Origin of the sequence: Streptomyces angustmyceticus (assembly GCF_040701845.1) — a bacterium.
GTDB lineage: Bacteria > Actinomycetota > Actinomycetes > Streptomycetales > Streptomycetaceae > Streptomyces > Streptomyces angustmyceticus_A.
The window spans coordinates 77,679-102,357 of the sequence record NZ_JBFBHQ010000027.1; the positions used below are offsets into that span (position 1 = coordinate 77,679).

A 24,679-nucleotide genomic window follows, 5' to 3' on the forward strand; every position below is an offset into this window, starting at 1 on the left:
TCCCAGACCACCGCTCGAAGTGAGGGGATAGATGGAACGCAAGAGCAGGTTCTCCCAGTGGCTGCGCCGGCCGAAGAACGGAGCGGACGGCGGCGATACGGACACGGGATCGGCGGCTGCGCGCAGCCGCGAGGACCTGCTGCTGGCGGCGGTCGATGCGGGCTTCCCCGTGGCGCCGGCGGCGCACCCCTCCGGCTACGGCTGCTCCTGTGAACGCATCGGCTGTCCCACCCCCGGCCGCCACCCCGTCTCCTTCGGCTGGCAGACCGTCGCCACCACCGACCGCGACAAGGTCGCCGCCTGGATCCGCACCCTCCCGCAGGCCAACTTCATCACCGCCACGGGCATCACCCACGACGTCCTGGACGTCCCCGTCGAGGCGGGCCGCAGCGCCCTGGGACGGCTGGACGCGGCGGGCATCGACGTCGGCCCGATCACCCTCAGCGGCGCCGGGTTCGACGGCCGGATGCTCTTCTTCACCGCCACCCGCGGCACCCCGGACGACGAGGACGAGTGGTGGCCCTGCGAGCTGGACTGCCACCCCGAGACCATGGACGAGCACCCGGGGCTGCGCTGGCACTGCCGCGGCAGCTATGTGCTGCTGCCCCCCTCGGCGCTGCCCGGCGAGCAGCCCGCGGTGAGCTGGCTGCGCGGCCCCGAGCTGCCCCTGCCCGACCCGCTGACGCTCCTGGAGTCGCTCACCGACGCCTGCGCGGAGTTCAACGACCGCGAGCCGCACCACCACGAGGCGGCGGCCTGGCCGATCGGCCGCTGAGCGTTCCGCGGCACCCCTCCGCACACCCCGTCCACACACCGAAGGGCCGCCGGGTCACCCCGACGGCCCTGTGCGCGAGCACGGTTCCCCGGCCCGCTACATCGGCTTGACCGCGGTCTTCGCCTCGATCCGGTTGAGGACCTCGACCTTCCCGCCGGCACTCTTGGCGGGCACCTGGACCGTCTGGCCGGAGACCGTGGTGAACAGCATCCGGTTGGTCTTCTTCGGCGGCCCCTCCACGAGGCCCTTCAGCCGTCCCACCGAGATCGTCGCCCCGGCGAACAGCGTCTGCTGCTGGTGGTAGACGGTCGAGAAGAACACCAGCGCGCCGCCGTCCGTGGTGCGCAGGGCCACCGGCGGGTAGCTCGCGGGCGAGTCCTCCCACATGATGCGCTGGCCGGGCTTGTTGGCGTCCTTGGCCCGCCGCGCCCGCCAGCCGTCGGTCTGCGGGCCGGGGGCGAAGGTGCTGCCCTTGCCGGTGTTGAGGTAGGTGGCGTAGGAGCTGCTCAGCTTGCCCGGGGCGACCGTCAGACCGGACGTCGCGCCGGCCGGCACCGCCTCCGCGTAGCCGTCCCCGTCCGTCTTCAGCTCCGGCGCCTTGTTGTCCGCGAACGTCGCCAGGTACACCGCACGCCACTGCTGGTCGATGCCGTTGCGGCTGAACACCAGGAACCAGCGGGTGTGCTGCCCCCGGGCGTTCTTGCGGTTGCTGGCCGCGTCCGCGATGAAGTACTTCGGCCAGCCCGCCTGCTTGGGCACGGTGACGTGCGGATCGGTGAACGCCAGGTCCGGGAAGCCCGGGTTGCCCTGCGGCCGCAGGGCCTGCGACGCCTTGATCCCGGCCTGGTCGATGGCGAGCAGCGCGCCGCCCTCGAAGGAGGGGTTCAGCGACGGGTCGAGCCGGCGGTTGGCCTTGTTGAAGCTCTTGGTGAAGTGCGTGAGCGCTTTGACGCCCTCAGCCTTCGACACCGCCGGCAGCATCTCCCTCTCGCCGTGCACCGTCATGCACCCGCTCAGTATCACCAGCGCCGCCACGGTCGACGTCAGTGTTGCGGGCACCCGGAACGGCGACCTGCGTGTCATGGGGCTCGGGCTCCTTCGGGGCGACCGGGGCGGACGGGGCGGCCGCCGGGGTGGCACGATTCGGCGCAACCCTACCGGGGGCGAAGAAGAAGAGGAGCGTGGGGACCAGATACAGAGCCCACACCGTGACCTGAAGGGCCGTCGGGTCCGGCTGGAAGTTGAAGATGCCCTTCAGCACCGTGCCGTACCAGCTGTCGGCCGGGATCTGTGTGCTGATGTCGAACGCCTGCGAGGTCAGCCCCGGCAGGATGTCCGCCTCCTGCAGATCGTGGAAGCCGTACGCCAGCACGCCCGCCGCGACCACCACCAGCATGCCGCCGGTCCAGGTGAAGAACTTCGCCAGGTTGATCCGCACCGCACCGCGGTAGAACAGCCAGCCCAGCGCCACCGCCGTCAGCAGGCCCAGCAGTGCCCCGACCAGCGGCCGTACCCCGTCGTCGGCGGACTGCGCGGCGGTCCAGATGAACAGCGCGGTCTCCAGGCCCTCGCGGCCCACCGACAAGAACGCGGTGACCACCAGCGCCACGGTGCCCATCTGCAGCGCCGCGTCCAGCTTGCCGTGCAGCTCCTTCTTCAGATGCCGCGCGGTGCGCCGCATCCAGAAGACCATCCACGTCACCAGGCCGACCGCGATGATCGACAGGGACCCGCCCAGCGCTTCCTGGGCCTTGAACGTCAGGGTCTGCGACCCGAATTGCAGCGCCGCACCGAACGCGAACGACAGCACCACGGCCAGCGTGATCCCGAGCCAGACCGGGCGCAGCGCCTCCCGCCTCCCGGTCTTGACCAGGTAGGCGATGAGGATGCAGACGACGAGGCTGGCTTCCAGGCCCTCGCGCAGACCGATCAGGTAGTTGCCGAACACGTCGGTTCCTTCCCTTCCTTCATGGGGTCGACGCCCTTGGTGCGGCGCCGACGGATGTCAGGCGAACAGCTCCCGGCCCCACCAGTCGTCCGCGTTCCGGACGCCCGGCGGCACCGCGAAGAGCGCGGAACCCACGTGCTGGATGTACTCGTTGAGCGCGTCGTCGGCCGCCAGCCTCCGCTGGAGCGGGACGAAGCCCTGGCGCACATCGTGCTGGTAGGCGAGGAAGAACAGCCCCGCGTCCAGCCGGCCCAGGCCGTCCGTGCCGTCCGTGAAGGAGTAGCCGCGGCGCAGGATGCGTATCCCGTCGTTGGAGTCCGGGTGCGCGAGGCGGACATGGGCGGTCGGCAGCATCGACTTCAGGTGCGGGGTGTCCCGCTCGTGCTTCTTGCCGACCGGCGCGCCCTCGGCCTTGTCCCGGCCGAAGATGTCCTCCTGCTCCTTGCGGGAGGTGCGGTCCCAGGTCTCGATGTGCATCCGGATCCGGCGGGCGACGAGGTAGGAGCCGCCGGCCATCCAGCGCTCCTTGCCCTTCGCCGCGCCGTCCGCGACCCAGACGTGCTTGTCGAGCGCGGCGGTGTCGGTGCCGGCGAGGTTGTGGGTGCCGTCCTTGAAGCCGAACATGTTGCGCGGGGTCTGGGCGTCCGGCGTCGTCGAGGACGTCTTGCCGAAGCCCAGCTGCGACCAGCGGATCGCGACCTTGCCGAAGCCGATCCGGGCCAGGTTGCGGATCGCGTGCACCGCCACCTGCGGGTCGTCCGCGCAGGCCTGGACGCACAGATCGCCGCCGCTGCGCGAGGTGTCGAGGTTGTCGCCGGGGAACTTCGGCAGGTCGATCAGCGCCTCGGGGCGCCGCCCCTTGATGCCGAACCGGTCCTTGCCGTCCTTCTCGAACAGCGTCGGGCCGATGCCGAAGGTGAGGGTGAGCCGGGACGGCGGCAGCCCGAGCGCCTCGCCGGTGTCGTCCGGCGGGGCCTCCGCCAGCCCGCCGACCGCGCCGTCGCCGACCGTGTCCCCGGCCGTCATCCGCGCCGCCGCCTTCGTCCACTCCTTGAGCAGCGCGATCAGCTCGTCGCGGTCGTCGGTGGTGACGTCGAACGCGGCGAAGTGCAGCCGGTCCTGGACGGCGGTGGCGATACCCGCCTGGTGCCTGCCGTGGAAGGCGACCGCGGAGCGCGAGGTCGCGTCCGCGCCGGCCGGCTGGGCGTCGCCGCCGGTGCGCAGCGCCGCCGCCGTGCCGCCGGCCGCGACCGCGCCCAGCGCCAGCCCCGCGCCTCCCCAGCCGAGCAGGGAACGCCGGGAGGGGGCGCGCCCGTCGGTGCTCCGCGCGGCCCCGGCGTCCTCGGTGGTCGTGCCCTCGTCCTGCGTCATCATGCTCCTCTGCCCGGCGGCGGACTACTTGGCGGTGGCCACGGCGGCGGCCAGCTTGGACAGCGGCTCGGCCAGCGCGTTGACACCGTCGGAGAGCTTCTTGCGGTCGCCCTTGCCGACCGTGTCGTAGGAGTCGAAGCCGTCGGCGGACTTGCTGTCGCGGTGGTCGTCGAGCAGCGTGCGGATCGCCTTGAACTGCTTGTCCAGCTCCTTGGCGAGCGCCGGGTCGTTCTTGCCGACGACGGGCTTGAGCAGCTCGTACGCCTTCTCGGCGCCCTCGACGTTGCCCTGGAAGTCGACCAGGTCGGTGTGGCTGTAGCGCTCTTCCTCACCGGTGACCTTGCCGGTGGCCACCTCGTCGAGCAGCTCCTTGGCGCCGTTGGCCATGCTGGTCGGGGTGATCTCGGCCTTGCCGACCCGCTTCTGCCAGTCCTTCAGGTCGGTGATGAGCTGCCCGGCGAGCTTCTTGTCGTCCCCGGAGATCTTCTTCTCCTCCCACAGGGACTTCTCCAGCTTGTGCCAGCCGGTCCACTTCTGGCCCTTCTCCACACCGTCGGCGCGCACATCGACCTTGGGGTCGATGTCGCCGAAGGACTCGGCGACCGGCTCGGTGCGCTCCCAGCCCACCCGGGACAGCGCGTAGGCCTTCTTGGCGGCCTCGACGTCGCCGCTGTCGACCGCGTCGGCGAACTTCTGCGCCGCGGGCAGGGTCTGGTCGGCCTGCTCCTGGACGTAGTGGCGGTAGGCGGCGACCGCGGCGTCCAGCTTCGGGTCGCGCTCGGCCGGCGCGCCCTTGCCGCTGGCGGTCACCTTCTGGCGTATGCCGTCGCCCTTCATGCCGGGCTTGCAGGCGACCTCGTACGAACCGGCCTTGATCTCCGCGGTGATCTCCGCGCTGGTGCCGGGGCCGATGTTCTCCCGCTCGGTCACGATCCGGTCGCCGGCGGCGTAGACGTAGACCTCGGTGACCTTGGAGCCCTTGTTCTGCACCGCGAACCGGACATGTCCGGCGGGGAACTCCTTGGCGGAGAGCTCGCAGCTGGAGTCGGTCGCGGTCACCTCGATGGCACCCTTGCCGCCGCCTCCCTTGCCGTCGTTCTTCGCGGCACAGCCGGCGACGGCGGTGACGGCCGTGACCGCCGCGAGGGCGGCGACGACGGAGGAGCGATGGGCTCGCATACGGGGCTCCAGGCGGGCTCGGTGGTACGGAAACGGCGTACCGGAACGATAGACAGTCACGGAAGTCGCCACTAAGGCGGCCCTAACTTATCTGAGGCTTACCTGTTTTTTCCCGCCCCGTCCAGTGATCCCGCTCTCACGGACAACGGCTCGATCACGGATTGACGCGCCCCTGGTCACGAATCCGTCATGCGGCGGTCAAGGTAAGGGTCATGCTGCGCGACGGGTCATGACCGGCGGACATCACCACGGCCCGTGCGCATCCGGTCACCCGGCGCCGGGGCCCTCCGCGGCGGCCCGCCCCCCTCCGCCGCCCGGCCCTGCGGTTCACTGTCCGGATGACCGAACTCGATGTGCTCCGGGTGTTCTGCGGCCCCGACGGGACCGGCGGCAATGTGCTGGGCGTCGTCCGCGACGGCGCGGCCGTCCCCCGCACCGCCGACCGGGCCGCCCTCGCGGCCGAACTCGGCTACAGCGAAACCGTGTTCCTCGACGACGCCGCGCGCGGCACGGTGGACATCCACACCCCGAGCACCCGCCTCCCGTTCGCCGGCCACCCATTGGTCGGCCTGGCCTGGCTGCTGCGGTCCCTGGGACGGCCGCCGCGCACCCTGCGCCCGGAGGCCGGGGAGGTCGCGGTCCGCTTCGAGGGCGACCTCGTCTGGGTGCGCGGGCGCGCGGAGTGGGTCACCGCCCGCACGACCCGGCGGTACGCCTCGGCGGCCGAGGTCGACGCGCTGCCCGCGCCACCGCCGGGCGAGGGCTGGCTCTACGCCTGGGCCTGGCGGGACGAGGCCGCGGGCGTGGTCCGGGCGCGGGCCTTCCCGCGGCGCGGCGACGGTGTCGTCGAGGACGAGGCGACCGGCGCCGCCGCCCTGCTGCTGACCTACGAACTCGGGCGCCCCCTCGACATCCGGCAGGGCGCCGGCTCGCGGATCCTCACCCGCCCGTATCCGGACGGCACCGTCGCCGTCGGCGGCCGGGTGCGCCCCGCCGCGCCGTAGCGGACGGGGCGTCGGCGGCCTGCCGGGGCGGCCGTCGTCAGCCGCCCCGGCGGGCCGCTACGCGCTCAGCGGGAACTGCCCGCCCAACTCCCGGAAGACCGCGCTGTTCAGCCGGAACGCGCGCTTGCACTCGTCGACCACCCGCTGCTTCTCCAGCTCGTCCACCGGCAGGGCGTCCAGCAGGGCCCGGTACTCGCGCTTGAAGGCGGCGGGGTTGGCGATGTCCTCGAAGACGTAGAACCGCACCCCGTCGCCCTTGCGGGCGAAGCCCCAGGTCTTCTCGGCGGTGCCGCGGATGATCTGGCCGCCCGAGAGGTCGCCGAGGTAGCGGGTGTAGTGGTGGGCGACGAAGCCGGCCGGCCAGTCGCGGGCGCAGGCCGCCACCCGGTCCGCATAGGCGGCCGTGGCCGCGAGCGGCTCCAGGCCGGCGCGCCAGTCCGGGCCGCCGAGGTGGGCGAGGTCGCGCTCCAGCGCGGCGGTGCGCGCCAGCTCGGGGCGGATGAAGGGGCCCGCCACCGGGTCGGTGGCCAGCGACGCGGAGGCGTCCTCCAGCGCGCGGTAGACGAACCACAACTGCTCGGTGTAGCGCCGGTAGGCCCCGACGCCGAGCCTGCCGCCGAGCAGGTCGCTCATGAAGGAGGAGTTCTCGGCCTCGGTGTGCTGCGCGTGGGACGCGGTGCGGATGACCGCCGAGAACGGAGCGGGGGAGGACGGAGGGGGCGGGGCCGGGCTGGACGCTTCCAAGACGGACCTCCGGGGGCCGAGGTGGGGGTCCCCCTGCTCGGATTCGAGAGCTTGGGGGAGGACGGGAACAGGGCGGCTCCGCGGAGCCGCCGACCCTGGGCTCACCCAACTACTGAGGCTTGCCTAAGTCAACCCGTTCCCGACGTCCTGTCGGTAACGAGCCTACCCCTGTTCCCGACGTCCTGTCGGTAAAGTTCCGGCCGCACCCGTCAGGGCAGCGTGAGGATCTCCGCCCCGGTGTCCGTGACCACCAGCGTGTGCTCGAACTGCGCGGTCCGCTTGCGGTCCTTGGTCACCACCGTCCAGCCGTCGTCCCACATGTCGTAGTCGTAGGACCCCAGCGTCAGCATCGGCTCGATGGTGAAGGTCATGCCGGGCTTGATGTCGGTGGTGTGGTGCGGGCTGTCGTAGTGCGGAACGATCAGGCCGGAGTGGAAGGAGGAGTTGATGCCGTGACCGGTGAAGTCCCGGACCACTCCGTAGCCGAAGCGCTTGGCGTACGACTCGATGACCCGGCCGATGATGTTGATCTGCCGGCCCGGCTTGACGGCCTTGATCGCGCGGTTGAGCGCCTCCCGGGTCCGCTCGACCAGCAGCCTGGACTCCTCGTCCACCTCGCCGCACAGGTAGGTGGCGTTGTTGTCGCCGTGCACACCGTTGATGTACGCGGTGACGTCGAGGTTCACGATGTCGCCGTCCTTGAGGACGGTCGAGTCCGGGATGCCGTGACAGATGACCTCGTTGAGCGAGGAGCACAGGGACTTGGGGAAGCCGCGGTAGCCGAGCGTGGACGGGTAGGCGCCGTGGTCGCACATGAACTCATGGGCGACCCGGTCGAGTTCATCGGTGGTCACGCCGGGCGCGATCAGCTTGGCGGCCTCCTCCATCGCCTGCGCGGCGATCCGGCCGGCGATCCGCATCCGCTCGATCGTTTCGGCGTCCTGCACCTCGGGCCCCGTGTACGGGGTGGGCGCGTCCTTCCCGACGTACTCGGGGCGCGGGATCGAGGCGGGGACGGGGCGGGTGGGGGAGATCTTCCCCGGGACAAGAAGCGACTGGCCAGACATGCCAGCGAGTGTATCCGTGGGCCGTCGGGCAGGATGGTGGCACAAGAGCATCCACAGGAGGCGGCAATGGCGCTGTTCAAGAGGCGTACGACCGGCAAGCCGGGCGAGTGGTACTACTGCCTCGAGCACGGGACGGTCGAGGAGGGGCCCCAGTGCCGCGCCGCCGACCGCTTCGGCCCGTACGGCACCCGTGAGGAGGCCGCGCACGCCATGGAAACGGCCCGCGAGCGGAACCAGGAGTGGGACACCGACCCGAAGTGGCACGACGGCAAGGGCCGGGGGGAGAGCGGCGGCGCGTGATCCATGCGCCCGGGCCTCCGCGAGGAAACGGCCCGACCGCGGCCCGGCGGCAATTTCCGCGGATGTCTGCGCCGCGGACGGGGCGCTCGAATCGACCGCATGGTTTTCGAGCGCCCCGAGATTCTCGAATGCGCCGTACGGACCGGTGATCGGTTCGACGTCTTTCCGCTGCCGGCCCTCGCGCCCGGTGGCCCGTGAGAGCGCCACCTCCGGGCCCGGCCGCAGGACGGCGTGGGAGAGGCCCAGGCCGCGCCGCCGGCATGCGGCGCGGAACGCGTCGCGCGTCCACGGCCCCAGGATGCCGTCGAGGACGACGTCGTAGCGCCCCGCACCGGCGCATGCGGCATCGGTCATGACCTTCTGGACGACCTCGATCTGGCGCTCGGCTTCCGGAAGACAAGAACGAGTCCGCCGAAAGACGCACCGCCGGCCGTCTCGTGCGGCGATGAAGGGAAACTCCCTGCGGGGCGAGTGACTTCGGCGGAGCTCAGCCGGTGGAATCGCCGGAAATCCAAGCGGCGGAACAAAGGAATTCCCGTAAGGGACTGCGGGGTGACCCTCGTCACCGTCGGGGGTGCCGGCACGGCCTGCCGGCCACGGTGTGCGTCCCGGCGCCTCGCCCGTCGGCGGGGCCCGTCGTCAGTCGGAAAGGGGCAGGGGAGAAGCCCCCGGGGCGCCCGCCGGGGGTGCGAGGGCGCCGTCCGCGCCGCCGGTCCCCTCGCCGCCCTGGGCCACGGCGGCGGAGCGGCGTTCCCGCATCCGCCGGGCGTGCGCGTCCGTCCTGGCGTCGTAGGACATCAGCTTCGGCAGGCCGAGTGCCAGCAGGCCGACCCCCGCGAAGCACAGCAGGCCGCCCAGCGACACCGACGCGCGGACGCTCGTCAGGGCCGCCATGCCGCCGATCCGGACCTGGCCCAGCTGCGGGCCCGCCGAGTACGAGAGCAGCTCGATGCCGGCCAGGCGGCCGCGCAGCTCGTCGGGGATGGTCTGGTTCCACATCGCCGAGCGGAAGATGCCGCTGATCATGTCGCAGGCACCGGCCACGGTCAGCAGGAGCAGCACCAGCCAGACGTGGTGCAGCAGCCCGGCGGCTGCCACCGCCAGCCCCCAGCCCGCGGCGGCGAGCGCGATCGCCCGGCCCTGCCGGTGGATGCGCGAGGTCCAGCCGCTGGTCAGGCTCACCAGCAGGGAGCCGGCCGGCAGCGCCGCGTACATCAGCCCGAGCGCCCAGGGGGCATCGAGGTCGTCGGCGAGGAACGGGAAGATCGCCAGCGGGAAGGCGAACAGCATGGCGAGGACGTCGATGGCGTAGGTGCCGAGCAACTCCTTGCGGCTCCAGGCGTAGCGGGCGCCCTCGGCGATCCCCCGCAGCGACGGCCGCTCGGCGTCGTGCGAGGCGGGCGACGGCGCCAGCCTCAGGGCGAGCAGCACCGAGACCACGAAGGTGACCGCGTCGACGGCGTACGCCCAGCGCAGCCCGGCGAGGGCCAGCAGCCCGCCGGCCAGCGCGGGCCCGGCGATCGCGCCGATCTGCCAGCGCAGCGCGTTGAGCGCGGCGGCCGCGGCGAGCTGCTCGTGCGGGACGATCCGCGGCACGAGCGCGTCCAGCGCCGGCCGCTGCAGACCGGTCAGCGCGCTGGTGGCCGCCGCTGCCGCGTACAGCGGCCACACCATCGGGTGCGGCAGCAGGCTGTTGAGCAGCAGCAGGACGGAGACCAGGCCGAGCGCGGTCTCGGTCCACAGGATCAGCCGGCGGCGGTCGAAGGCGTCCGCGAGCGCCCCGCCGTAGAGGCCGAAGACGATCAGCGGGACCAGCTCCACCGCGCCCAGCGCCCCGACCGCGAGGGTGGAGCCGGTCAGCTCCTTCAGCTGCAGCGGCAGGGCCACGAAGGACAGCGAGCTGCCGAAGACCGTGATCACGCCCGCGCACCACATCAGCCGGAAGTCGCGCGAGGAGCGCCAGGGCGCGGGATCCGGCAGCAGCGCGGAGAGGCGCCGGCGGGTCGGCCGTGCGGGGCCGGCCGAACGCGGGGGAGAGGGGGCCGAGGGGGGAGCGCTGTCCGAGGTCACGGGGCACCATCGTGCGTACCGGTACGGACCGGCGCAAAGGGTTTTAGCCCGCCGGCGGGGCGGTGCGGGGCTACCAGCGGGGCGGCGGCGGGGCGGTCAGCCCGTCCGCGAGGCGGGCCAGCCGGTCGCGGAAGCGGCGGTGTCCGCGGGGCGCGGGCAGGCTGTTCTCGCCCGCGGCCGCGCTCACCAGATGCTGGACCGTGTCGAGATCGAGGTCGGCGGGCGCCGCGTCCGTGCCGTCGGGCGGGGCCGGGCACGCGGCGAGCGCGTCGTGCGCCAGGGCGTGCAGATCGCGGTCGCCGCCGTCCAGGGCGAGCACCGTGGCGCCGTTGCGGCGGGCGTCGTGCACCCGCTCCAGCAGCCCGGCGCCGGGCTGTTCCGGCGTCACCACCAGCAGCGTCTCGCCGCGCCCGGCCGCCGCCAACCGGCCGAGCCCCACCGCCAGATGGGCCGGCGCCCCGCCGGGGACGCGGTGGCGCACCAGGGTCGGCGACAGCTCGGGCAGGCCCGACCAGGCGGCCTCGTCGTCGAGATGGGCGGCCAGGTGCCAGGGCTCGTAGCCGGTGCTGCCCACCAGCAGCAGACCCCCGCCGTGCGGGGTGACGGCGCCGCGCAGCGTCCCCGCGAAGCGGCGGGTGGCCTGCACCCACTCGGTCCCGGCGAGCACCTCGCGCAGCAGGGCGACCCGTACGGCATCCATGGCCCGGATCCTGCCGCAGGGCGGCGCCGTCCGGCTGCCGTTTCAACGGGCGTCACCCGTACGGGATATGGGGCCGTGGGGGAGGAGGGGCGGGAGTGCCGCCGGGTCCGCCGTCGTGTGGTGCGGGCTCAGCGGACGGGGATCAGGCCGGCGGCGGTGAGCCGACGTCCCACCTCCGCCACGGCGTCGTCGCTCAGCGGGCGCTGCGGAACGGCGGTGGCCCCCCGGTCGATCACGCCGAGGAGGTGCAGCGCCGCCTTGAACGCGCCCAGCGCCGAGGAGCTGCGGCCCATCTCGGGCTCGGGGCCGACGTCGACCATCGCGAACAGGGCGACCAGGCGCTCCTGTTCGGCGGCCGCCTGCTCCCAGTCGCCGGCCCGGGCGGCGTCGTAGAGGCGGACGTAGGCGGCCGGGTCGACATTGCCGATGCCGGGGACCACGCCGTCGGCGCCCGCCAACAGGGCGGCGTCCGCGGTCAGTTCGGAGCCGGTGAGGACCGAGAAGCCGGGGGCGGGGCCGGTGCGCCGGGCGGTGCGGCCGCCGAGCGCGGTGAGCAGGCGGCGCAGCGAGCCCTCGTCGCCGCTGCTGTCCTTGAGGCCCGCGAGGGTGCCGTCCTCGGCCAGCTCCCGCACCAGCGACGGGGGCAGCTTGCTGTGGACGGCGACGGGGATGTCGTAGGCGAACAGCGGGAGGCCGACGGCCGTGCGCAGGTGGCGGAAGTGCGCGGCGATCTCCCGGGGGTGGGTGCGGGTGTAGAAGGGCGCGGTGGCGACCAGGGCGTCGGCGCCGAGGGCGGCGGCGGTCCGGGCGTGGTCGAGGACGCGGGGGGTGGTGGTGTCGATGACTCCGGCGAGCACCGGGACCCTGCCGTCGGCGGCCTTGAGGACGGTTTCCAGCGCGGTGGCGCGCTGGGCGTCGGTGAGGTAGGCGACCTCGCTGGTGGAGCCGAGGGCGAACAGCCCGTGGACGCCGCCGTCGAGGAGGTGGTGCACCAGGCGGGTCAGCGAGGCGGTGTCGATCTCGCCGTGCGGGCCGAGCGGGGTGCAGACCGGCGGGATGACGCCGTGCAGGGGGGCGGGCAGTGCCATGGGGGCTCCGGGGGCTCCGAGTCCGACATAGGACATCCCATGTCCTATGTCGAGCACAATAGACCTGTTCACAGGCGGTCGGTCAAGGATCCGCGGCCCGGCGGGGGCGGTGGCGGACGGGCGGCCGCGTGGCAGACGCGGGAGCGGGAGAGGGAGTTTCCATGGCGCGAGGGACGATGGCCGAGGACGTGCAGGCGCAGATCAAGCAGTTGATCCTGCGGCGCGGGCTGACGCCGGGCGATCCGCTGCCCACCGAGGCCGAGCTGGTCGGCCTGCTCGACGTGAGCCGCAACTCGGTGCGCGAGGCGCTCAAGGCCCTGCAGGCGATGCGCATCGTGGAGATCCGGCACGGCTTCGGCACCTACGTCGGCCCGCTCACCCTGGAGCCGTTCGTCGAGGGCGTCGCCTTCCGTGCCGCGGTCCGCCACCACCAGGGCGAGTCCAGCCTGTACGAGCTGATGGAGGTCCGCGAGGCGCTGGAGGCGGGCCTGATCGGCACCGTCGCCCGCGACCTGTCCGCCGAGGACCTCGCCGTCCTCAAGGGGCTGGTGCAGCGGATGGCGGAGGAGGCGCGGGGCGGCCAGGTGCAGAGCGCCACCGACCGGGCCTTCCACCTCGCCCTGTACCGCTCGCTCGGCAACCACCTGCTGAGCGAGGTGCTGGACGCGTTCTGGGCGGCGCTGCGCCGGGTGCGCGAGGACCTCTCCGACGACGGTCCCGACCCGGACGTGACGCACCGCCAGCACCAGGAGATCGTCGACGCGTTGGAGGCGGGCGACGGCGACCGTGCCGTGGCGGCGATGCACCGGCACTTCGACGGCATCCGGCGCCGGCTGACCGAGCAGTGACGCACCCGCGCCGGTCCGCGCGCCGCCCCCGTTCACCGGGATGTCACCCTCTGTCGGCGGTGCGGTTGCCGGCGCGGAATGCACCATGTGCGGTGTCTTGACGGCCAGTTGGGCACTCCCTATGGTCGCCGCAGGACAAGGGACGTCCTACGTCCTTGCCCGTTGGGGGTGACCCATGACGGACGAGAGCTCCGTGCCGTACCGGGCCGGGACCGAGGGGCACACCGGCCCCGCGCCCGCGCACCCGCCCGCCGCGTCCCCCTGCCCCCATGTCCCCCGCACACCGGCCGCGACGGCGACCCGGTCGCGACGAGCGGCTTCCGCAGGCACTGGACGATCACCTTCCGCCGCATCCCCGTGGAGGAGCCGACATGACCAACAGCCCTGTGCACCGCAGAACGGTCCTGGGCGGGGCGGCCGCCTTCGCCGCGGGCTGGGCACTCGCCGGCTGTAGCGACAGCGGGGACGGCGACGCGCCCCGGGAGCGCGCGAAGGGGCAGAAGATCCAGCTGACCTTCTGGTCCTGGGTGCCGGGCATCGACAAGCCCGTCGATCTGTGGAACCGCAAGCACCCCGAGGTGCAGGTCAAGGTCGAGAAGGTGTCGGCCGTCAACGGCGCGCAGTACGCGAAGATGCACGCCGCCATCAAGGCCGGCAACCCGCCGGACCTGGGCCAGATCGAATTCCCCGTCCTCCCCGGCTTCCTCCTCGACGACGGGCTGCTCGACCTCGCGCCGCTCGGCGCCGCCCGCCACAAGGACAAGTTCGTCGGCTGGCAGTGGCAGCAGGCCGTCTTCGGCAGCAGCATCTACGCCGTGCCGCAGGCCTCCGGCCCGATGGGCCTGTTCGTCCGCCAGGACCTCTTCGACGCATGGGAGGTGGACACCCCGCGGACCTGGGACGAGTACGAGGCCGCCGCCAGGGCCGTCCGCAAGAAGGGCGCCTGGATCGAGACCTTCGCCCCCACCAACGGCAACCGCTTCGCCGGCCTCGCCTGGCAGGCCGGCGCCAGGTGGTACGCGACGCACGACGACACCTGGATCGTGCACATCGACGACGAACCCACCCGCCGGGTCGCCGACTACTGGGAGTCCCTCGTCGCGCGAAAGCTCGTCAAGACCATCCCGGACCGGCAGAACGCCTGGTACAAGGATCTGCAGACCGGCGCCATCCCGGCCTGGGTGGGGGCCAGTTGGGGCGACGCCCTGCTGGCCGGCAACGCGCCGGGCACCAAGGGCACGTGGCGGGCCGCGCCGCTGCCGCAGTGGAAGGCCGGCGAGCAGGCCTTCGCCAACTGGGGCGGCTCGACCACCGCCGTCTTCGCCAAGGCCCGCTACCCCAAGGACGCCCTGGACTTCGCCGTCTGGCTCAACACCGACCCCGAGTCGATCGCCCTGCTCATCGACGGCGGCTACGGCTTCCCCAGCGCCAAGAAGGGCTACGCCACCACCGATCTCGACGTCGACAAGGACTTCTTCGGCGGCCAGGCGTACAGCAGGGTCTTCGCGGCCGCCGGAGCGCATGTGGACACCAGCTGGCGCTGGGGGCCCGGCGTGGACACCCTCTACCAGCGGCTCGGCGACGCCTTCACCGACGCGCTCGCCGACGGCAGCTCGTTCCGCTCGGCCTTGGCCGCAGTGCAGCGCCAGACCCTCGACGACCTCAAGGGCAAGGGCCTGAAGGTGGCGAGCGGCGGGTGAGCCGGGCCACGCCGAGCCGGCCGGAGCCGGCCGCCCGGAAGCGGGCCCGCGGGGCCGGCGGCAGCGGCCCGCGCCGTCCCTCCCGCACCCGGGCCCGGCACGCCCGCGCCGCCGCCGGGTTCGTCCTGCCCTTCCTCGCCCTCTTCGGCCTCTGTTTCCTCGCCCCCCTCGGCTACGCCCTCCACCAGAGCCTCCAGAAGACCGAACGCACCGGCCCGCTCGGCCTCGGCCGGGAACATGAGAGCTTCGCCGGCCTTGCCAACTACGCCCAGGCGCTCTCCGACGACCGGTTCCTGGCCGGCTTCGGCCGGGTGCTGCTCTTCGGCGCCGTCCAGATCCCGCTGATGATCGTGCTGGCCACCGTCCTCGCGCTGCTGCTGGAGAGCGCGAGCGCCCGCGGGATCGCCTTCTTCCGCACCGCCTTCTTCCTGCCCTACGGCGTGCCCGGAGTGATCGCCTCCATCCTGTGGGGCTTCCTCTACGTGCCGGGCATCAGCCCGCTGGTGAAGATCGCCGACTCCCTGGGCCTGCACGTCGACTTCCTCTCCCGCGGCACCGTCCTGTGGTCCCTCGCCAACATCGTCACCTGGCAGTTCACCGGCTACAACATGCTGGTGCTGATCGCCCAGCTCAAGGCCGTCCCGGGGGAGCTGTACGAGGCGGCACGGATCGACGGGGCGAGCGCCCGGCAGGTCGCCCGGTACGTCAAGATCCCGCTGATCCGGCCGGCGCTCGTGCTCACCGGCGTCTTCAGCATCATCGGCACCCTCCAGCTGTTCGCCGAACCCATGGTGCTGCGCCCGCTGGCCTCCTCCATCGACTCCGGCTACACCCCCAACCTGCACGCCTACAGCGAGGCGTTCGTCGGCAACAACCCGCAGGTGGCGGCGGCCGAGGCGGTCCTGCTCGCGCTGGTGGCCTGCGCGTTGTCCTTCGGCTTCCTGCGGCTGGCCGGCGGGCCCGCCGGGGAGCGCCGGTGACCCCGCCCCCGCTCCGCCACCGGATCCTCACCGCCTCGCTGCTGACCGTCGCCGCGCTCTACTTCCTGATGCCCGTCTACTGGCTGGCGGTCTCCGCCACCAAGAACAGCGCCGACCTCTTCGGCACCTTCGGCTTCTGGTTCGCCGACCCGCACCCCGTCGACCACCTCACCGAGGTGCTGGCCTACGACCACGGCATCTACGTCCGCTGGTTCGCCAACTCCCTCCTCTACGCCGGGGCCGGCGCGGTCTGCGCCACCCTGCTGTCCGCGGCGGCCGGCTATGCGCTCGCCAAGTTCCCGTTCCCCGGGCGGGAGGCGGTCTTCACCGTGGTGCTGGCCGGCGTGCTGGTGCCCGGTACCGCGCTGGCCCTGCCGCTCTACTTCCTCTTCAGCGCGATGGGGCTGTCCGACACCTACTGGGCGGTGCTGATCCCCAGCACGGTCAGCCCGTTCGGCGTCTACCTGTGCCGGATCTACGCGGCCGCCGCGGTCCCCGACTCGCTGCTGGAAGCGGCCCGGATCGACGGCGCGGGGGAGGCCCGGATCTTCGGCGGGCTGGGGCTGCGGCTGATGACCCCGGCGCTGGTGACCGTCTTCCTGTTCCAGTTCGTGCACATCTGGAACAACTACTTCCTGCCGCTGGTGATGCTCTCGGACTCCGGCCTCTACCCGGTCCAGCTGGGCCTGACCTCCTGGACCGGCTACGCCGACCGCCAACCGGTGCTCTACCAGTACACGGTGGGCGGAGCCTTCCTGTCCGTGGTGCCGCTGATGGTGCTGATGGCGGTGCTCCAGCGGTACTGGCGCACCGGCCTGACCGAGGGCAGCGTGAAGGCGTGAGCGTGTGACGGTGGCCCCGCGAGGGGCGGGCGGTGCGGTGCGATCCCGAGATCCCGGCCGGTTCCCCGCCGGGGCGTGACAGGATCGCTGTCATGACTACTCCTGACGATGCCCGGTCCCCGAACGCCGCGACCCGTGCGAAGGCCGCCCTCCAGCGCGATCCCTGGGACCTCCCCGACGTCTCCGGCCTGGTCGTCGGCGTCCTCGGCGGCACCGGCGACCAGGGCCGCGGCCTGGCCTACCGGCTCGCCCGGGCCGGCCAGAAGGTGATCATCGGCTCCCGCGCCGCCGAGCGCGCCCGCACCGCCGCCGACGAACTCGGCCTGGGCATCGAGGGCGCGGAGAACGCCGACTGCGCCCGGCGCAGCGATGTGGTGATCGTGGCCGTGCCGTGGGAGGGCCACGCCAAGACTCTGGAGGCGCTCCGCGAGGACCTGGCCGGCAAGCTCGTCGTCGACTGCGTCAACCCGCTCGGCTTCGACAAGAAGGGCGCCTACGCGCTCAAGCCGGAGGAGGGCAGCGCCGCCGAGCAGGCCGCCGCCCTGCTGCCCGAGTCCCGGGTCGCCGCCGCCTTCCACCACCTGTCCGCGGTGCTGCTGCAGGACCCGGAGACCGAGCGGATCGACACCGATGTGATGGTCCTCGGCGAGTCCCGCGCCGACACCGACGTGGTGCAGGCGCTGGCCGCCCGTATCCCCGGCATGCGCGGCGTCTTCGCCGGCCGGCTGCGCAACGCCCACCAGGTGGAGTCGCTGGTCGCCAACCTGATCTCGGTCAACCGGCGCTACAAGGCGCACGCGGGGCTGCGGATCACCGACGTCTGAGCCGCACCCCGCGGGGACGGCGACGGCGGGGCCGCCGGACCGCCGACCGGCGCACACGGGGCATGGGGGACACTGGGGAGGACCGCACCACTCCCGACAGGAGCCGCCCCCATGCCCCTCTTGCCCCCGTCCGGCCCGGCCCGCCGACTCGCCCTCATGGCCCTCGCCGTGTGCGTCCTCTCCGTCGCCGCGGCCGTGGTCGCGTTCGTCCAGGGCAGCTTCGTCGGCATCGTCTGGATCCTGCTGGCGGGCATCTCCAGCAACATGGCGTGGTTCTACCTGCGCCGGGCGAAGCTCCAGCGGGCCGAGCAGTCCGGCTGAGCACGCTCGCCCGCCGGGGCCGGTCGCTCCGGCGGACCGGCCGGGCACGGTCCCTCAGAAGACGCCGCCGCTCTGCGGCAGCGGCGGCTCGCCCTGCCAGAAGCGGAAGAGCTGCTGGCCGAGGTAGCTGTCGAGCGACGAGACGCCGAGGCCGTGCAGGATCGTGTTCACCAGGCCGAAGAACGCCTGGTTGATCTCCGGGACCCACAGCAGCCCGAAGACGGCCAGCAGCCCGAACGGCGCGAACGGCTCCACCTGCCGTCGCAGCTTGTACGACAGCCAGGGCTCGATCACGCCGTAGCCGTCCAGGCCCGGCACCGGCACGAAGTTCAAGATCGCGGCGGTCACCTGCAGCAGCGCCAGGAACGCCAGCGCGAAACGGAACGGAGCGGGCACCCCGGCCAGCCCGTTCAGCCAGAACGGCGCCGTGCACACCGCCGCGAACACGATGTTGGTCAGCGGCCCGGCCGCCGAGATCAGACTGTGCCGCCAGCGCCCCTGGATCCGGCCGCGCTCGATGAACACCGCACCGCCCGGCAGCCCGATCCCGCCCATGATCACGAAGATCACCGGCAGCACGATGCTGAGCAGCGCATGGGTGTACTTCAGCGGGTTCAGCGTCAGATAGCCCTTGGCCTCCACCGAGATGTCGCCACTGTGCAGCGCGGTCCTGGCATGCGCGTACTCGTGCAGGCACAGCGACACGATCCAGCCGGACACCACGAACAAGAACACCGCGAAGCCGGTGTGCGCCGCGAGCGTGCCGCTCCACACGGCCCATCCCGACACCGCCATGACGGCGACGAGCGCGAGGAAGACCGGGCTGATGCGGCGGTCGGCGCGTCGGATTGCTGTGGTCATGGTGCGGGGCTCCCGGATGTCTGGTGAGGGGCAGCCCTGACCGTAACGGCGTCACGGCGGCCGGCGCACGGTGCGGTGCCGACGGGCTCGTGCACGGACCCCTGCCCAGGACCCGTGGACCCGAAAACGACGCTCGGTGCCTGGGGAGTTCCCGACTTGAACGACAATGGGCCGGTGCGTTACGGAATTCTCGGCACCACCCAGGCCAACCGGACCGACGGCACCCCCGTCGCGCTCGGCGGACCCCGCCTGCGCGCGCTGCTCGCCGCCCTCGCGCTGCGCCCCGGCCGGGCCCTGTCCCCGGACGTACTGATCGCCGACATCTGGGGCCTGGACCCGCCCGCCGACGCGGCAGGCGCCCTGCAGGCGCTGGTCGGCCGGCTGCGCCGCGCCCTGGGGCATGCCGCGGTGATCTCGGTCGACGGCGGCTACCGGCTGTGCGCCGAGCCCGACGCGGTCGACCTGCACCGCTTCGAGCGCCTCGCGGCGGAGGGCGGCCGGGCGCTCGGTGCCGCGGACCCGGCCGGCGCCGCCGCCCTGCTCGACGACGCCCTGGCGCTCTGGCGCGGCCCGGTCCTCGCCGACCTGCCCGACGCCGGCGTCGAGGCGGCACGCGCCGAGAGCCGCCGGCTGGACGCCCAGCGCACCCGCCTCGCCGCCGACCTCGCCCTGGGCCGGGCCGACCGGGCGCTGCCCACCCTGCTCGCGCTGTGCCAGGACCATCCGCTGGACGAGCCGCTCCAGGCGCTGCGGCTGCGCGCCCTGCGCGCGGCGGGCCGCACCGCGGAGGCACTGGCCGCCTACGAGGACATACGCACCGGCCTCGCCGACCGCCTCGGCGCGGACCCCGGCCCGGAACTGCGCGCCCTGCACGCGGAACTGCTCCGTCCGCAGTCGGAGACCCTGCCGCCGCCCCCGCACCCGGCGCCGCCCTCCTCGCCGCAGCCGCTCCCGGCGCCCGGATCCGCGGCCGCCGCCGGCCCCGCCCCCCATCCCGTCCCCGCCCCCTTCCTCACCCCGCCGCACCCCCGGCCCGGCAACCTCCGGGCCCGGCTCACCTCCTTCGTCGGGCGGGACACCGATCTGGCGGCGATCCGCGCCGACCTGGCCGGGCACCGGCTGGTGACGCTGCTGGGCCCCGGCGGCGCCGGCAAGACCCGGCTGTCGCAGGAGGGCGCGGAGACCGCGGCGGCCGCGCGCCCGGACGCCTGGCCGCACGGCGTGTGGCTGGCCGAGCTGGCGCCGGTGGACGATCCGCAGACCGTGCCCGAGGCCGTGCTGACCGCGCTCGGTGCCCGCGAGACCGTGGTCCGCGGCACCACGGCGGAAGGCCTGCGCGCTGCCGCCGACCCGACCGCCCTGGACCCGCTCGGCCGGCTCGCCGAGCACTGCGCGGGGCGCCGGATGCTGCTCGTCCTCGACAACTGCGAGCATGTGATCGGCGCCGCCGCCGAGCTCGCCGAGCGGCTGCTGGCCGACTGCCCCGGAGTGACGGTGCTGGCCACCAGCAGGGAGCCGCTGGCCGTACCCGGCGAGGTGCTGCGGCCGGTCGAGCCGCTGCCCGACCCCGTCGCGCTGCGGCTGCTCGCCGACCGCGGGGCCGCCGCCCTGCCCGGCTTCCGCGTCGACGCCGACGAGGAGACGACGGCGGCCTGCACCGAGATCTGCCGGCGGCTGGACGGGCTGCCGCTGGCCATCGAACTCGCCGCGGCCCGGCTGCGGTTGCTGACGCCGCGGCAGCTCGCCGACCGGCTCGACGACCGCTTCCGGCTGCTGACCAGCGGCAGCCGGACCCTGCTGCCCCGGCAGCAGACCCTGCGGGCGGTCGTGGACTGGTCCTGGGACCTGACCGACGAGCCCGAACGGGCCGTCCTGCGCAGGCTGTCCGTCTTCGCCGGGGGCTGCGACCTGGCCGCCGCGGAAGCGGTGTGCGGCGGCGACGGCGTCGATCCGCGCGAGGTGGCCGGACTGCTCGGCTCGCTGATCGACAAGTCGCTGGTGGTGGCGGCACCGGCCGGCACGGGGGACGGCTCCGCCGAAGCGGGCCGTGGTGCCCGCGCCGGGGGGCAGATGCGCTACCGGCTGCTGGAGACGGTGGCGGAGTACGCCGGCGAGCGGCTGGACGAGGCGGGGGAGCGGGCCGGAGCCGAGCGCCGCCACCTCGTCTCCTACCGCGAACTGGCCCGCACCACCGACCCGTTGCTGCGCGGCCCCGGCCAGCGCGCCGGCATGGAGCAACTGGAGCTGGAGCACGACAACCTGCGCACCGCGCTGCGCCGCGCCCTGGCCGCGCGCGACGAGCACGAGGCGCTGTGCCTGGTGCTGTCCCTGCAGTGGTTCTGGTCGCTGCGCGACCACCGCAGCGACGCCCGCCACTGGGCGACGGCGGCCGGCGCGCTCGGCCCCAACCCCTTCGGCCCGACCGCCGAACCCGCCCCCGACCTGGACGTCAGCCCCATCGACGCACCCCCGCCGATGGCTCCCGAACAGCTGCTGGAGGCCCGCCGGGAAGTCCGGCTGGTCGCGCTCTCCAGCATGGACAGCGACATCGAGGCGCTGCGCAACCCGGAGATGCAGGAGGAGCTGGCCGGGATGCTCACCGTCTACCGCCCGGGCATGCCGCAGACCAGCCGGGTGCCCGGCGCGCTGTGGTACTACGCGGTGCTGCTCACCGGGCAGTTCGACGACCTGGCGGAGCTCGTCGACAGCGCGGTGCGGGCCTGCCGCGGCTTCGGCTACGCATGGGAGCTGGCCTACATGCTGCAGTTCCGCTCCAAGATCCTCAACGACCGCCCCCGCGGGCTGTCCCAGGCGACCCGGGACGCCGACGAGGCACTGCAGATCTTCCTCCGGATCGGCGACGCCTGGGGCGCGGCCGAGGCGCTGTCGGGCCGCGGCGAAACCCACGAGAGACGGGGCGCGTACGCGCGGGCCGCACGCGACTACCGGGCGGCGATGGTGCACGCCGAGAACCTGGGGGCGCACGGCCAGACGCTGCTGCTGCGCTGCCGGCTGGGTGCCGTACTGATCGAGGACGGCCAGGCGGAGACCGGCGAGCGGATGCTGCGCGAGGTGCTGGCCGAAGCCGTCAAGGGCAACAGCGGCCGGGACACCGAGCCGTTCGCGCGGCTGACCCTCGCGATGCTGATGACGGTGCAGGGGCGTCATTCGGAGGCGCGGGCCGAACTCCACACGGTGCGCGAGATCTTCACCCCGCGCGCCCCCGACCTGTTCGCCGGCATGCTGGAGACCTCGCTGATCTCCCTGGACCTGGACGAGGGAAGCCGCGAGGAGGAACTGCTGACGCGGTTCCGGACGGCCCTGGCCACCATGCAGGACTCCCTGACGCAGATGGTCGCGCCGGACCTTCCGGTGGTGCAACTCCTCACCGGCGCGCGGGTGGTGATGGCGGTGCGCGGCCCGTCCGCGGGCGCGGACGCGGCGCGCCTGGTCGGGGCGTACGACGGGCTGCGGGCGGACAGCCATGTCCCGCCGCGGATCATCCGGGACGACCGGGAGCGCACCGAGGCGGCCGCGCGGGCGCTGCTGGGCGACGCGGCCTATGCGCGGGCCCACGCCGAAGGCGGCGGCCTCTCCCTCGAAGAGGCCACCGCCCTCATCTGACGCGAGCCGGGCGAAGGGCCGTCCCGCAGGGAGACCCCCTGCGGGACGCGCGTCAGGTCTTCTTGCGGAACTTCGCCACCGCGAGCGGCATCGTGACGGCCGTGATGGCGACCGCCCAGCCCAGGGTGATCAGGGTCGGATGGGCCACCGGGCCCTGGCCGTTGATCAGCGCGCGGGCCGCGTCCGCCAGGTTGGAGAGCGGGTTGACCTCGGTGAAGCCCTTCAGCCAGCCGGGCATCTTCGTCGTCGGAGTGAAGATCGACGAGCCGAACTGCAGCGGCATCAGCACCAGCATCGCCACCCCCTGCACCGCCTGCGGGGTCTTCATGGCGAGCCCCAGCAGAATGAAGATCCACATCAGGGCCGCGCCGAAGACCGTGGACAGCACGATCGAGGCCAGGAAGGCGAGCATGCTGCCCTTGATCTCCAGGCCCAGCAGGAAGCCCATGCCGAGCAGGATCGCGGTGGCGACCAGCATCCGGCCGATCTCGACGACGATCTTGGCGATCAGGACCGAGGACCGGGCGATCGGCATGGTCCGGAAGCGGTCCATCACGCCCTTGCGGAAGTCCTCGTTGACGCCCGTGCCCACCGCCATGGCGATGTTCATGCCCATCATCGCCATCATCCCGGGCACCAGGTGCTGGACGTAGTCGTGCTGGTGGCCCTTGCCGGCGATGGCACCGCCGAAGACATAGGTGAACAGCAGGATGAAGATGATCGGCATCAGCACGGCGTCGAACATCGACTCCGGGTCCTGCCGGATCTGCAGCGCGTTGCGCCGCACCAGCGCGCCGATGTGCCGCAGATTGGCGCGCACGCCGATCCGGCCCTCGTCCGCGGCGGCCTTCAGCCGTGGCGCCGTCATCGTCGCCGCGCTCATGCCGACACCTCCGCGTACTGCTGGTCCATGACGTCCTCGGCGCCCGCCTCGGAGGTCTTCTGGCCGGTGATGGCCAAGAACACCTCGTCCAGGCTGGGCAGATGGGTGCTGATCCCGGCGAGCGCGATGCCCTCCCGGCCGAGCACGTTCACCACCGCGGTCAACTGCTCGTCGCTGACGATCGGTACGTTGACCACACCCCCGTCGTGGTCAGCCGTGGCGCCGGCGATGCCGTCGAGACCGGCCCGGGCGACGGCCCCCGCCATCCGGTCCAGCTCGCCGGGGTCCGACGGCCGGATCTGCAGCGTCCGCCCGCCGACCTTCGCCTTGAGGTCGTCGACCCGCCCCTCGGCGATCACCCGGCCGCGGTCGATGACCGTCAGCTCGTTCGCCAACTGCTCGGCCTCTTCCATGTACTGGGTGGTCAGCAGCACCGTCGCGCCCTCGCGCACCATCTGCTGGACCTCCTGCCACACCTCGTTCCGGGTACGGGGATCCAGCCCGGTCGTCGGCTCGTCCAGGTACAGCACCGCCGGCCGGCCGATCATCGAGGCGGCGAGGTCCAGCCGGCGGCGCATACCGCCGGAGTACTTGGCCGCCGGCCGCTTGGCGGCCTCGGTCAGCGAGAACCGCTCCAGCATCTCGTCCGCACGGCCCCGGGCGTCCTTGCGGGACAGATCGAGCAGCCGCCCGATCATGTAGAGGTTCTCCCAGCCGGAGAGCTTCTCGTCGACCGAGGCGTACTGCCCGGTCAGGCCGATGGTGCGGCGCAGCGCGCGGGGCTGGCGCACCACGTCGAAACCGGCCACGACGGCATGGCCGGCGTCCGGCACGAGGAGGGTCGACAGGCACCGTACGAGCGTCGTCTTGCCGGCACCGTTCGGGCCGAGCACCCCGAGCACGGTGCCTTCCTTCACGTCCAGGTCCACCCCGTCGACGGCCTTGACCGCGCCGAAGTGCTTGACCAGACCGCGCACCTCCACGGCGTTCCCGCCCTTGGTGGATATCTTCTCTCGCGTCATGCCACCACGGTGTCAGGGGCTGCCGACAGCGCGCCTACATGTCTCCGACAGAGGCTTCCCACGTTGTCGGCCGGTTCGCTGCGCTTTGCTTTTGGCCCACGTTTTTGTCTTTTCCGCCGTGGGGGTTGCTCGCCGTTTGTCGCCCGCGGCGGGGCCGCTGCGCTTGGCCTCCGCTCCGTTTTTGGCTGTCCCGCCGTTGCGCCTGGCGGCGGGCGGGTCCGCTGCGCGGGGCTGTCGGGTGCGGTGACGGGCCTGCGCGGGTGGGTGTCCGGACTGCTTCGCTTTACGTCCGGACACCCACCCGCTCCGGCCCGTCCCCTCCCGTTGAGGGGTGGTGAAAGAAGGCCGGTGGGGGTCCAGGTAGCTGGTCCGGTGCGCCTCGCGATCACACGAAAACGGGTCACCCGTGACGACAAGGTGGGGGCGGGCCACAACTACGGCCCGCCCCCACCCACGTTCACTCAACTCCCCCACGGGAGGGGACGGGCCGGAGGGGCCTGGTGTGGGGACGTAAAGCGAAGCAGTCCC

22 protein-coding genes are annotated in these 24,679 nt (G+C 73.0%); 10 read left to right on the top strand and 12 right to left on the bottom strand.

Annotation, left to right across the window (positions count from 1 at the left end; genetic code table 11):
• Nucleotides 1-31 precede the first annotated feature (31 nt).
• Nucleotides 32-775: a bifunctional DNA primase/polymerase gene (locus AB0411_RS32475; protein ID WP_366420860.1), complete on the top strand. Its 744-nt coding sequence runs from the start codon at nucleotides 32-34 to the stop codon at nucleotides 773-775.
• Nucleotides 776-871: 96 nt separating this feature from the next.
• On the opposite strand, the gene AB0411_RS32480 is transcribed toward AB0411_RS32475, so the two are convergent.
• The 4 genes from AB0411_RS32480 to efeO are packed head-to-tail and all read right to left on the bottom strand — an operon-like array spanning nucleotide 872 to nucleotide 5,273.
• On the bottom strand, nucleotides 872-1,744 hold the full coding sequence (locus tag AB0411_RS32480; RefSeq protein ID WP_366420861.1) for a hypothetical protein: 873 nt from the start codon (nucleotides 1,742-1,744) through the stop codon (nucleotides 872-874).
• Nucleotides 1,731-2,723, bottom strand: a complete 993-nt coding sequence (gene efeU, locus AB0411_RS32485; protein WP_366420862.1) for an iron uptake transporter permease EfeU — start codon at nucleotides 2,721-2,723, stop codon at nucleotides 1,731-1,733. The genes AB0411_RS32480 and efeU overlap by 14 nt, the downstream gene beginning before the upstream one ends.
• Nucleotides 2,724-2,780: 57 nt before the next feature.
• On the bottom strand, nucleotides 2,781-4,094 hold the full coding sequence (gene efeB, locus AB0411_RS32490) for an iron uptake transporter deferrochelatase/peroxidase subunit (RefSeq protein WP_366420863.1): 1,314 nt from the start codon (nucleotides 4,092-4,094) through the stop codon (nucleotides 2,781-2,783).
• Nucleotides 4,095-4,118: 24 nt separating this feature from the next.
• Nucleotides 4,119-5,273, bottom strand: a complete 1,155-nt coding sequence (efeO, locus tag AB0411_RS32495) for an iron uptake system protein EfeO (RefSeq protein ID WP_366420864.1) — start codon at nucleotides 5,271-5,273, stop codon at nucleotides 4,119-4,121.
• A gap of 338 nt (nucleotides 5,274-5,611) precedes the next feature.
• Here efeO and AB0411_RS32500 point away from each other — a divergent pair, with 338 nt between their 5' ends.
• Nucleotides 5,612-6,277, top strand: coding sequence for a PhzF family phenazine biosynthesis protein (locus tag AB0411_RS32500; RefSeq protein WP_366420865.1), 666 nt, complete (start codon nucleotides 5,612-5,614; stop codon nucleotides 6,275-6,277).
• Nucleotides 6,278-6,334: 57 nt separating this feature from the next.
• Here the strand turns inward: AB0411_RS32500 and AB0411_RS32505 are convergent, their stop codons facing one another.
• The gene (locus AB0411_RS32505; protein WP_366420866.1) at nucleotides 6,335-7,021 is read right to left on the bottom strand and encodes a heme oxygenase (biliverdin-producing); all 687 of its coding nucleotides are present in this window, start codon (nucleotides 7,019-7,021) and stop codon (nucleotides 6,335-6,337) included.
• 209 nt (nucleotides 7,022-7,230) lie between these two features.
• Entirely contained in the window at nucleotides 7,231-8,088 is an 858-nt protein-coding gene (gene map, locus AB0411_RS32510) for a type I methionyl aminopeptidase (protein WP_366420867.1), read from the bottom strand.
• Nucleotides 8,089-8,154: 66 nt separating this feature from the next.
• Here map and AB0411_RS32515 point away from each other — a divergent pair, with 66 nt between their 5' ends.
• A complete protein-coding gene (locus tag AB0411_RS32515) occupies nucleotides 8,155-8,388 on the top strand; it encodes a hypothetical protein (RefSeq protein WP_366420868.1) in 234 nt (77 codons plus the stop codon).
• A gap of 639 nt (nucleotides 8,389-9,027) precedes the next feature.
• On the opposite strand, the gene AB0411_RS32520 is transcribed toward AB0411_RS32515, so the two are convergent.
• The 3 genes from AB0411_RS32520 to AB0411_RS32530 all read right to left on the bottom strand — a co-directional run bounded on the left by AB0411_RS32520 (nucleotide 9,028) and on the right by AB0411_RS32530 (nucleotide 12,246).
• Nucleotides 9,028-10,458, bottom strand: a complete 1,431-nt coding sequence (locus tag AB0411_RS32520; protein WP_403152132.1) for an MFS transporter — start codon at nucleotides 10,456-10,458, stop codon at nucleotides 9,028-9,030.
• A gap of 70 nt (nucleotides 10,459-10,528) precedes the next feature.
• On the bottom strand, nucleotides 10,529-11,158 hold the full coding sequence (locus AB0411_RS32525; protein WP_366420869.1) for a hypothetical protein: 630 nt from the start codon (nucleotides 11,156-11,158) through the stop codon (nucleotides 10,529-10,531).
• 128 nt (nucleotides 11,159-11,286) lie between these two features.
• Complete coding sequence (locus AB0411_RS32530) at nucleotides 11,287-12,246, bottom strand: dihydrodipicolinate synthase family protein (RefSeq protein ID WP_366420870.1); 960 nt, start codon at nucleotides 12,244-12,246, stop codon at nucleotides 11,287-11,289.
• Nucleotides 12,247-12,407: 161 nt separating this feature from the next.
• Between AB0411_RS32530 and AB0411_RS32535 the strand changes: the two genes are divergently transcribed.
• The 6 genes from AB0411_RS32535 to AB0411_RS32560 all read left to right on the top strand — a co-directional run bounded on the left by AB0411_RS32535 (nucleotide 12,408) and on the right by AB0411_RS32560 (nucleotide 17,761).
• The gene (locus tag AB0411_RS32535) at nucleotides 12,408-13,094 is read left to right on the top strand and encodes a FadR/GntR family transcriptional regulator (RefSeq protein ID WP_366420871.1); all 687 of its coding nucleotides are present in this window, start codon (nucleotides 12,408-12,410) and stop codon (nucleotides 13,092-13,094) included.
• 371 nt (nucleotides 13,095-13,465) lie between these two features.
• Nucleotides 13,466-14,794, top strand: a complete 1,329-nt coding sequence (locus tag AB0411_RS32540; RefSeq protein WP_366420872.1) for an ABC transporter substrate-binding protein — start codon at nucleotides 13,466-13,468, stop codon at nucleotides 14,792-14,794.
• Nucleotides 14,791-15,774: a carbohydrate ABC transporter permease gene (locus tag AB0411_RS32545; protein ID WP_366420873.1), complete on the top strand. Its 984-nt coding sequence runs from the start codon at nucleotides 14,791-14,793 to the stop codon at nucleotides 15,772-15,774. The genes AB0411_RS32540 and AB0411_RS32545 overlap by 4 nt, the downstream gene beginning before the upstream one ends.
• Nucleotides 15,771-16,616, top strand: coding sequence for a carbohydrate ABC transporter permease (locus AB0411_RS32550; RefSeq protein ID WP_366420874.1), 846 nt, complete (start codon nucleotides 15,771-15,773; stop codon nucleotides 16,614-16,616). The genes AB0411_RS32545 and AB0411_RS32550 overlap by 4 nt, the downstream gene beginning before the upstream one ends.
• 92 nt (nucleotides 16,617-16,708) lie before the next feature.
• Nucleotides 16,709-17,440 carry an NADPH-dependent F420 reductase gene (gene npdG, locus AB0411_RS32555; protein WP_366420875.1) on the top strand — a complete coding sequence of 244 codons (732 nt, stop codon included), beginning with the start codon at nucleotides 16,709-16,711 and terminating at the stop codon, nucleotides 17,438-17,440.
• Nucleotides 17,441-17,551: 111 nt separating this feature from the next.
• A complete protein-coding gene (locus tag AB0411_RS32560) occupies nucleotides 17,552-17,761 on the top strand; it encodes a hypothetical protein (protein ID WP_366420876.1) in 210 nt (69 codons plus the stop codon).
• A gap of 54 nt (nucleotides 17,762-17,815) precedes the next feature.
• Here AB0411_RS32560 and AB0411_RS32565 read toward each other — a convergent pair whose 3' ends face one another.
• A complete protein-coding gene (locus tag AB0411_RS32565; protein WP_366420877.1) occupies nucleotides 17,816-18,622 on the bottom strand; it encodes a site-2 protease family protein in 807 nt (268 codons plus the stop codon).
• A gap of 174 nt (nucleotides 18,623-18,796) precedes the next feature.
• Between AB0411_RS32565 and AB0411_RS32570 the strand changes: the two genes are divergently transcribed.
• On the top strand, nucleotides 18,797-22,246 hold the full coding sequence (locus AB0411_RS32570) for an AfsR/SARP family transcriptional regulator (protein WP_366420878.1): 3,450 nt from the start codon (nucleotides 18,797-18,799) through the stop codon (nucleotides 22,244-22,246).
• Between the two features lie 52 nt (nucleotides 22,247-22,298).
• Here the strand turns inward: AB0411_RS32570 and AB0411_RS32575 are convergent, their stop codons facing one another.
• Together AB0411_RS32575 and AB0411_RS32580 are read right to left on the bottom strand one after the other, a co-directional pair.
• Entirely contained in the window at nucleotides 22,299-23,129 is an 831-nt protein-coding gene (locus AB0411_RS32575; protein ID WP_366420879.1) for an ABC transporter permease, read from the bottom strand.
• A complete protein-coding gene (locus tag AB0411_RS32580) occupies nucleotides 23,126-24,151 on the bottom strand; it encodes an ATP-binding cassette domain-containing protein (RefSeq protein WP_366420880.1) in 1,026 nt (341 codons plus the stop codon). The genes AB0411_RS32575 and AB0411_RS32580 overlap by 4 nt, the downstream gene beginning before the upstream one ends.
• Nucleotides 24,152-24,679: the final 528 nt, after the last annotated feature.

Excerpts from the sequence above, each read along its gene's own strand:
- AB0411_RS32580 (WP_366420880.1), bottom strand. The coding sequence starts at position 24,151 with ATGACGCGAGAGAAGATATCCACCAAGGGCGGGAACGCCGTGGAGGTG.
- efeB (WP_366420863.1), bottom strand. The coding sequence starts at position 4,094 with ATGACGCAGGACGAGGGCACGACCACCGAGGACGCCGGGGCCGCGCGG.
- AB0411_RS32535 (WP_366420871.1), top strand. The coding sequence starts at position 12,408 with ATGGCGCGAGGGACGATGGCCGAGGACGTGCAGGCGCAGATCAAGCAG.
- map (WP_366420867.1), bottom strand. The coding sequence starts at position 8,088 with ATGTCTGGCCAGTCGCTTCTTGTCCCGGGGAAGATCTCCCCCACCCGC.
- AB0411_RS32525 (WP_366420869.1), bottom strand. The coding sequence starts at position 11,158 with ATGGATGCCGTACGGGTCGCCCTGCTGCGCGAGGTGCTCGCCGGGACC.
- AB0411_RS32500 (WP_366420865.1), top strand. The coding sequence starts at position 5,612 with ATGACCGAACTCGATGTGCTCCGGGTGTTCTGCGGCCCCGACGGGACC.
- AB0411_RS32530 (WP_366420870.1), bottom strand. The coding sequence starts at position 12,246 with ATGGCACTGCCCGCCCCCCTGCACGGCGTCATCCCGCCGGTCTGCACC.
- AB0411_RS32565 (WP_366420877.1), bottom strand. The coding sequence starts at position 18,622 with ATGACCACAGCAATCCGACGCGCCGACCGCCGCATCAGCCCGGTCTTC.
- efeO (WP_366420864.1), bottom strand. The coding sequence starts at position 5,273 with ATGCGAGCCCATCGCTCCTCCGTCGTCGCCGCCCTCGCGGCGGTCACG.
- AB0411_RS32560 (WP_366420876.1), top strand. The coding sequence starts at position 17,552 with ATGCCCCTCTTGCCCCCGTCCGGCCCGGCCCGCCGACTCGCCCTCATG.
- AB0411_RS32540 (WP_366420872.1), top strand. The coding sequence starts at position 13,466 with ATGACCAACAGCCCTGTGCACCGCAGAACGGTCCTGGGCGGGGCGGCC.
- AB0411_RS32575 (WP_366420879.1), bottom strand. The coding sequence starts at position 23,129 with ATGAGCGCGGCGACGATGACGGCGCCACGGCTGAAGGCCGCCGCGGAC.
- npdG (WP_366420875.1), top strand. The coding sequence starts at position 16,709 with ATGACTACTCCTGACGATGCCCGGTCCCCGAACGCCGCGACCCGTGCG.
- AB0411_RS32515 (WP_366420868.1), top strand. The coding sequence starts at position 8,155 with ATGGCGCTGTTCAAGAGGCGTACGACCGGCAAGCCGGGCGAGTGGTAC.
- AB0411_RS32475 (WP_366420860.1), top strand. The coding sequence starts at position 32 with ATGGAACGCAAGAGCAGGTTCTCCCAGTGGCTGCGCCGGCCGAAGAAC.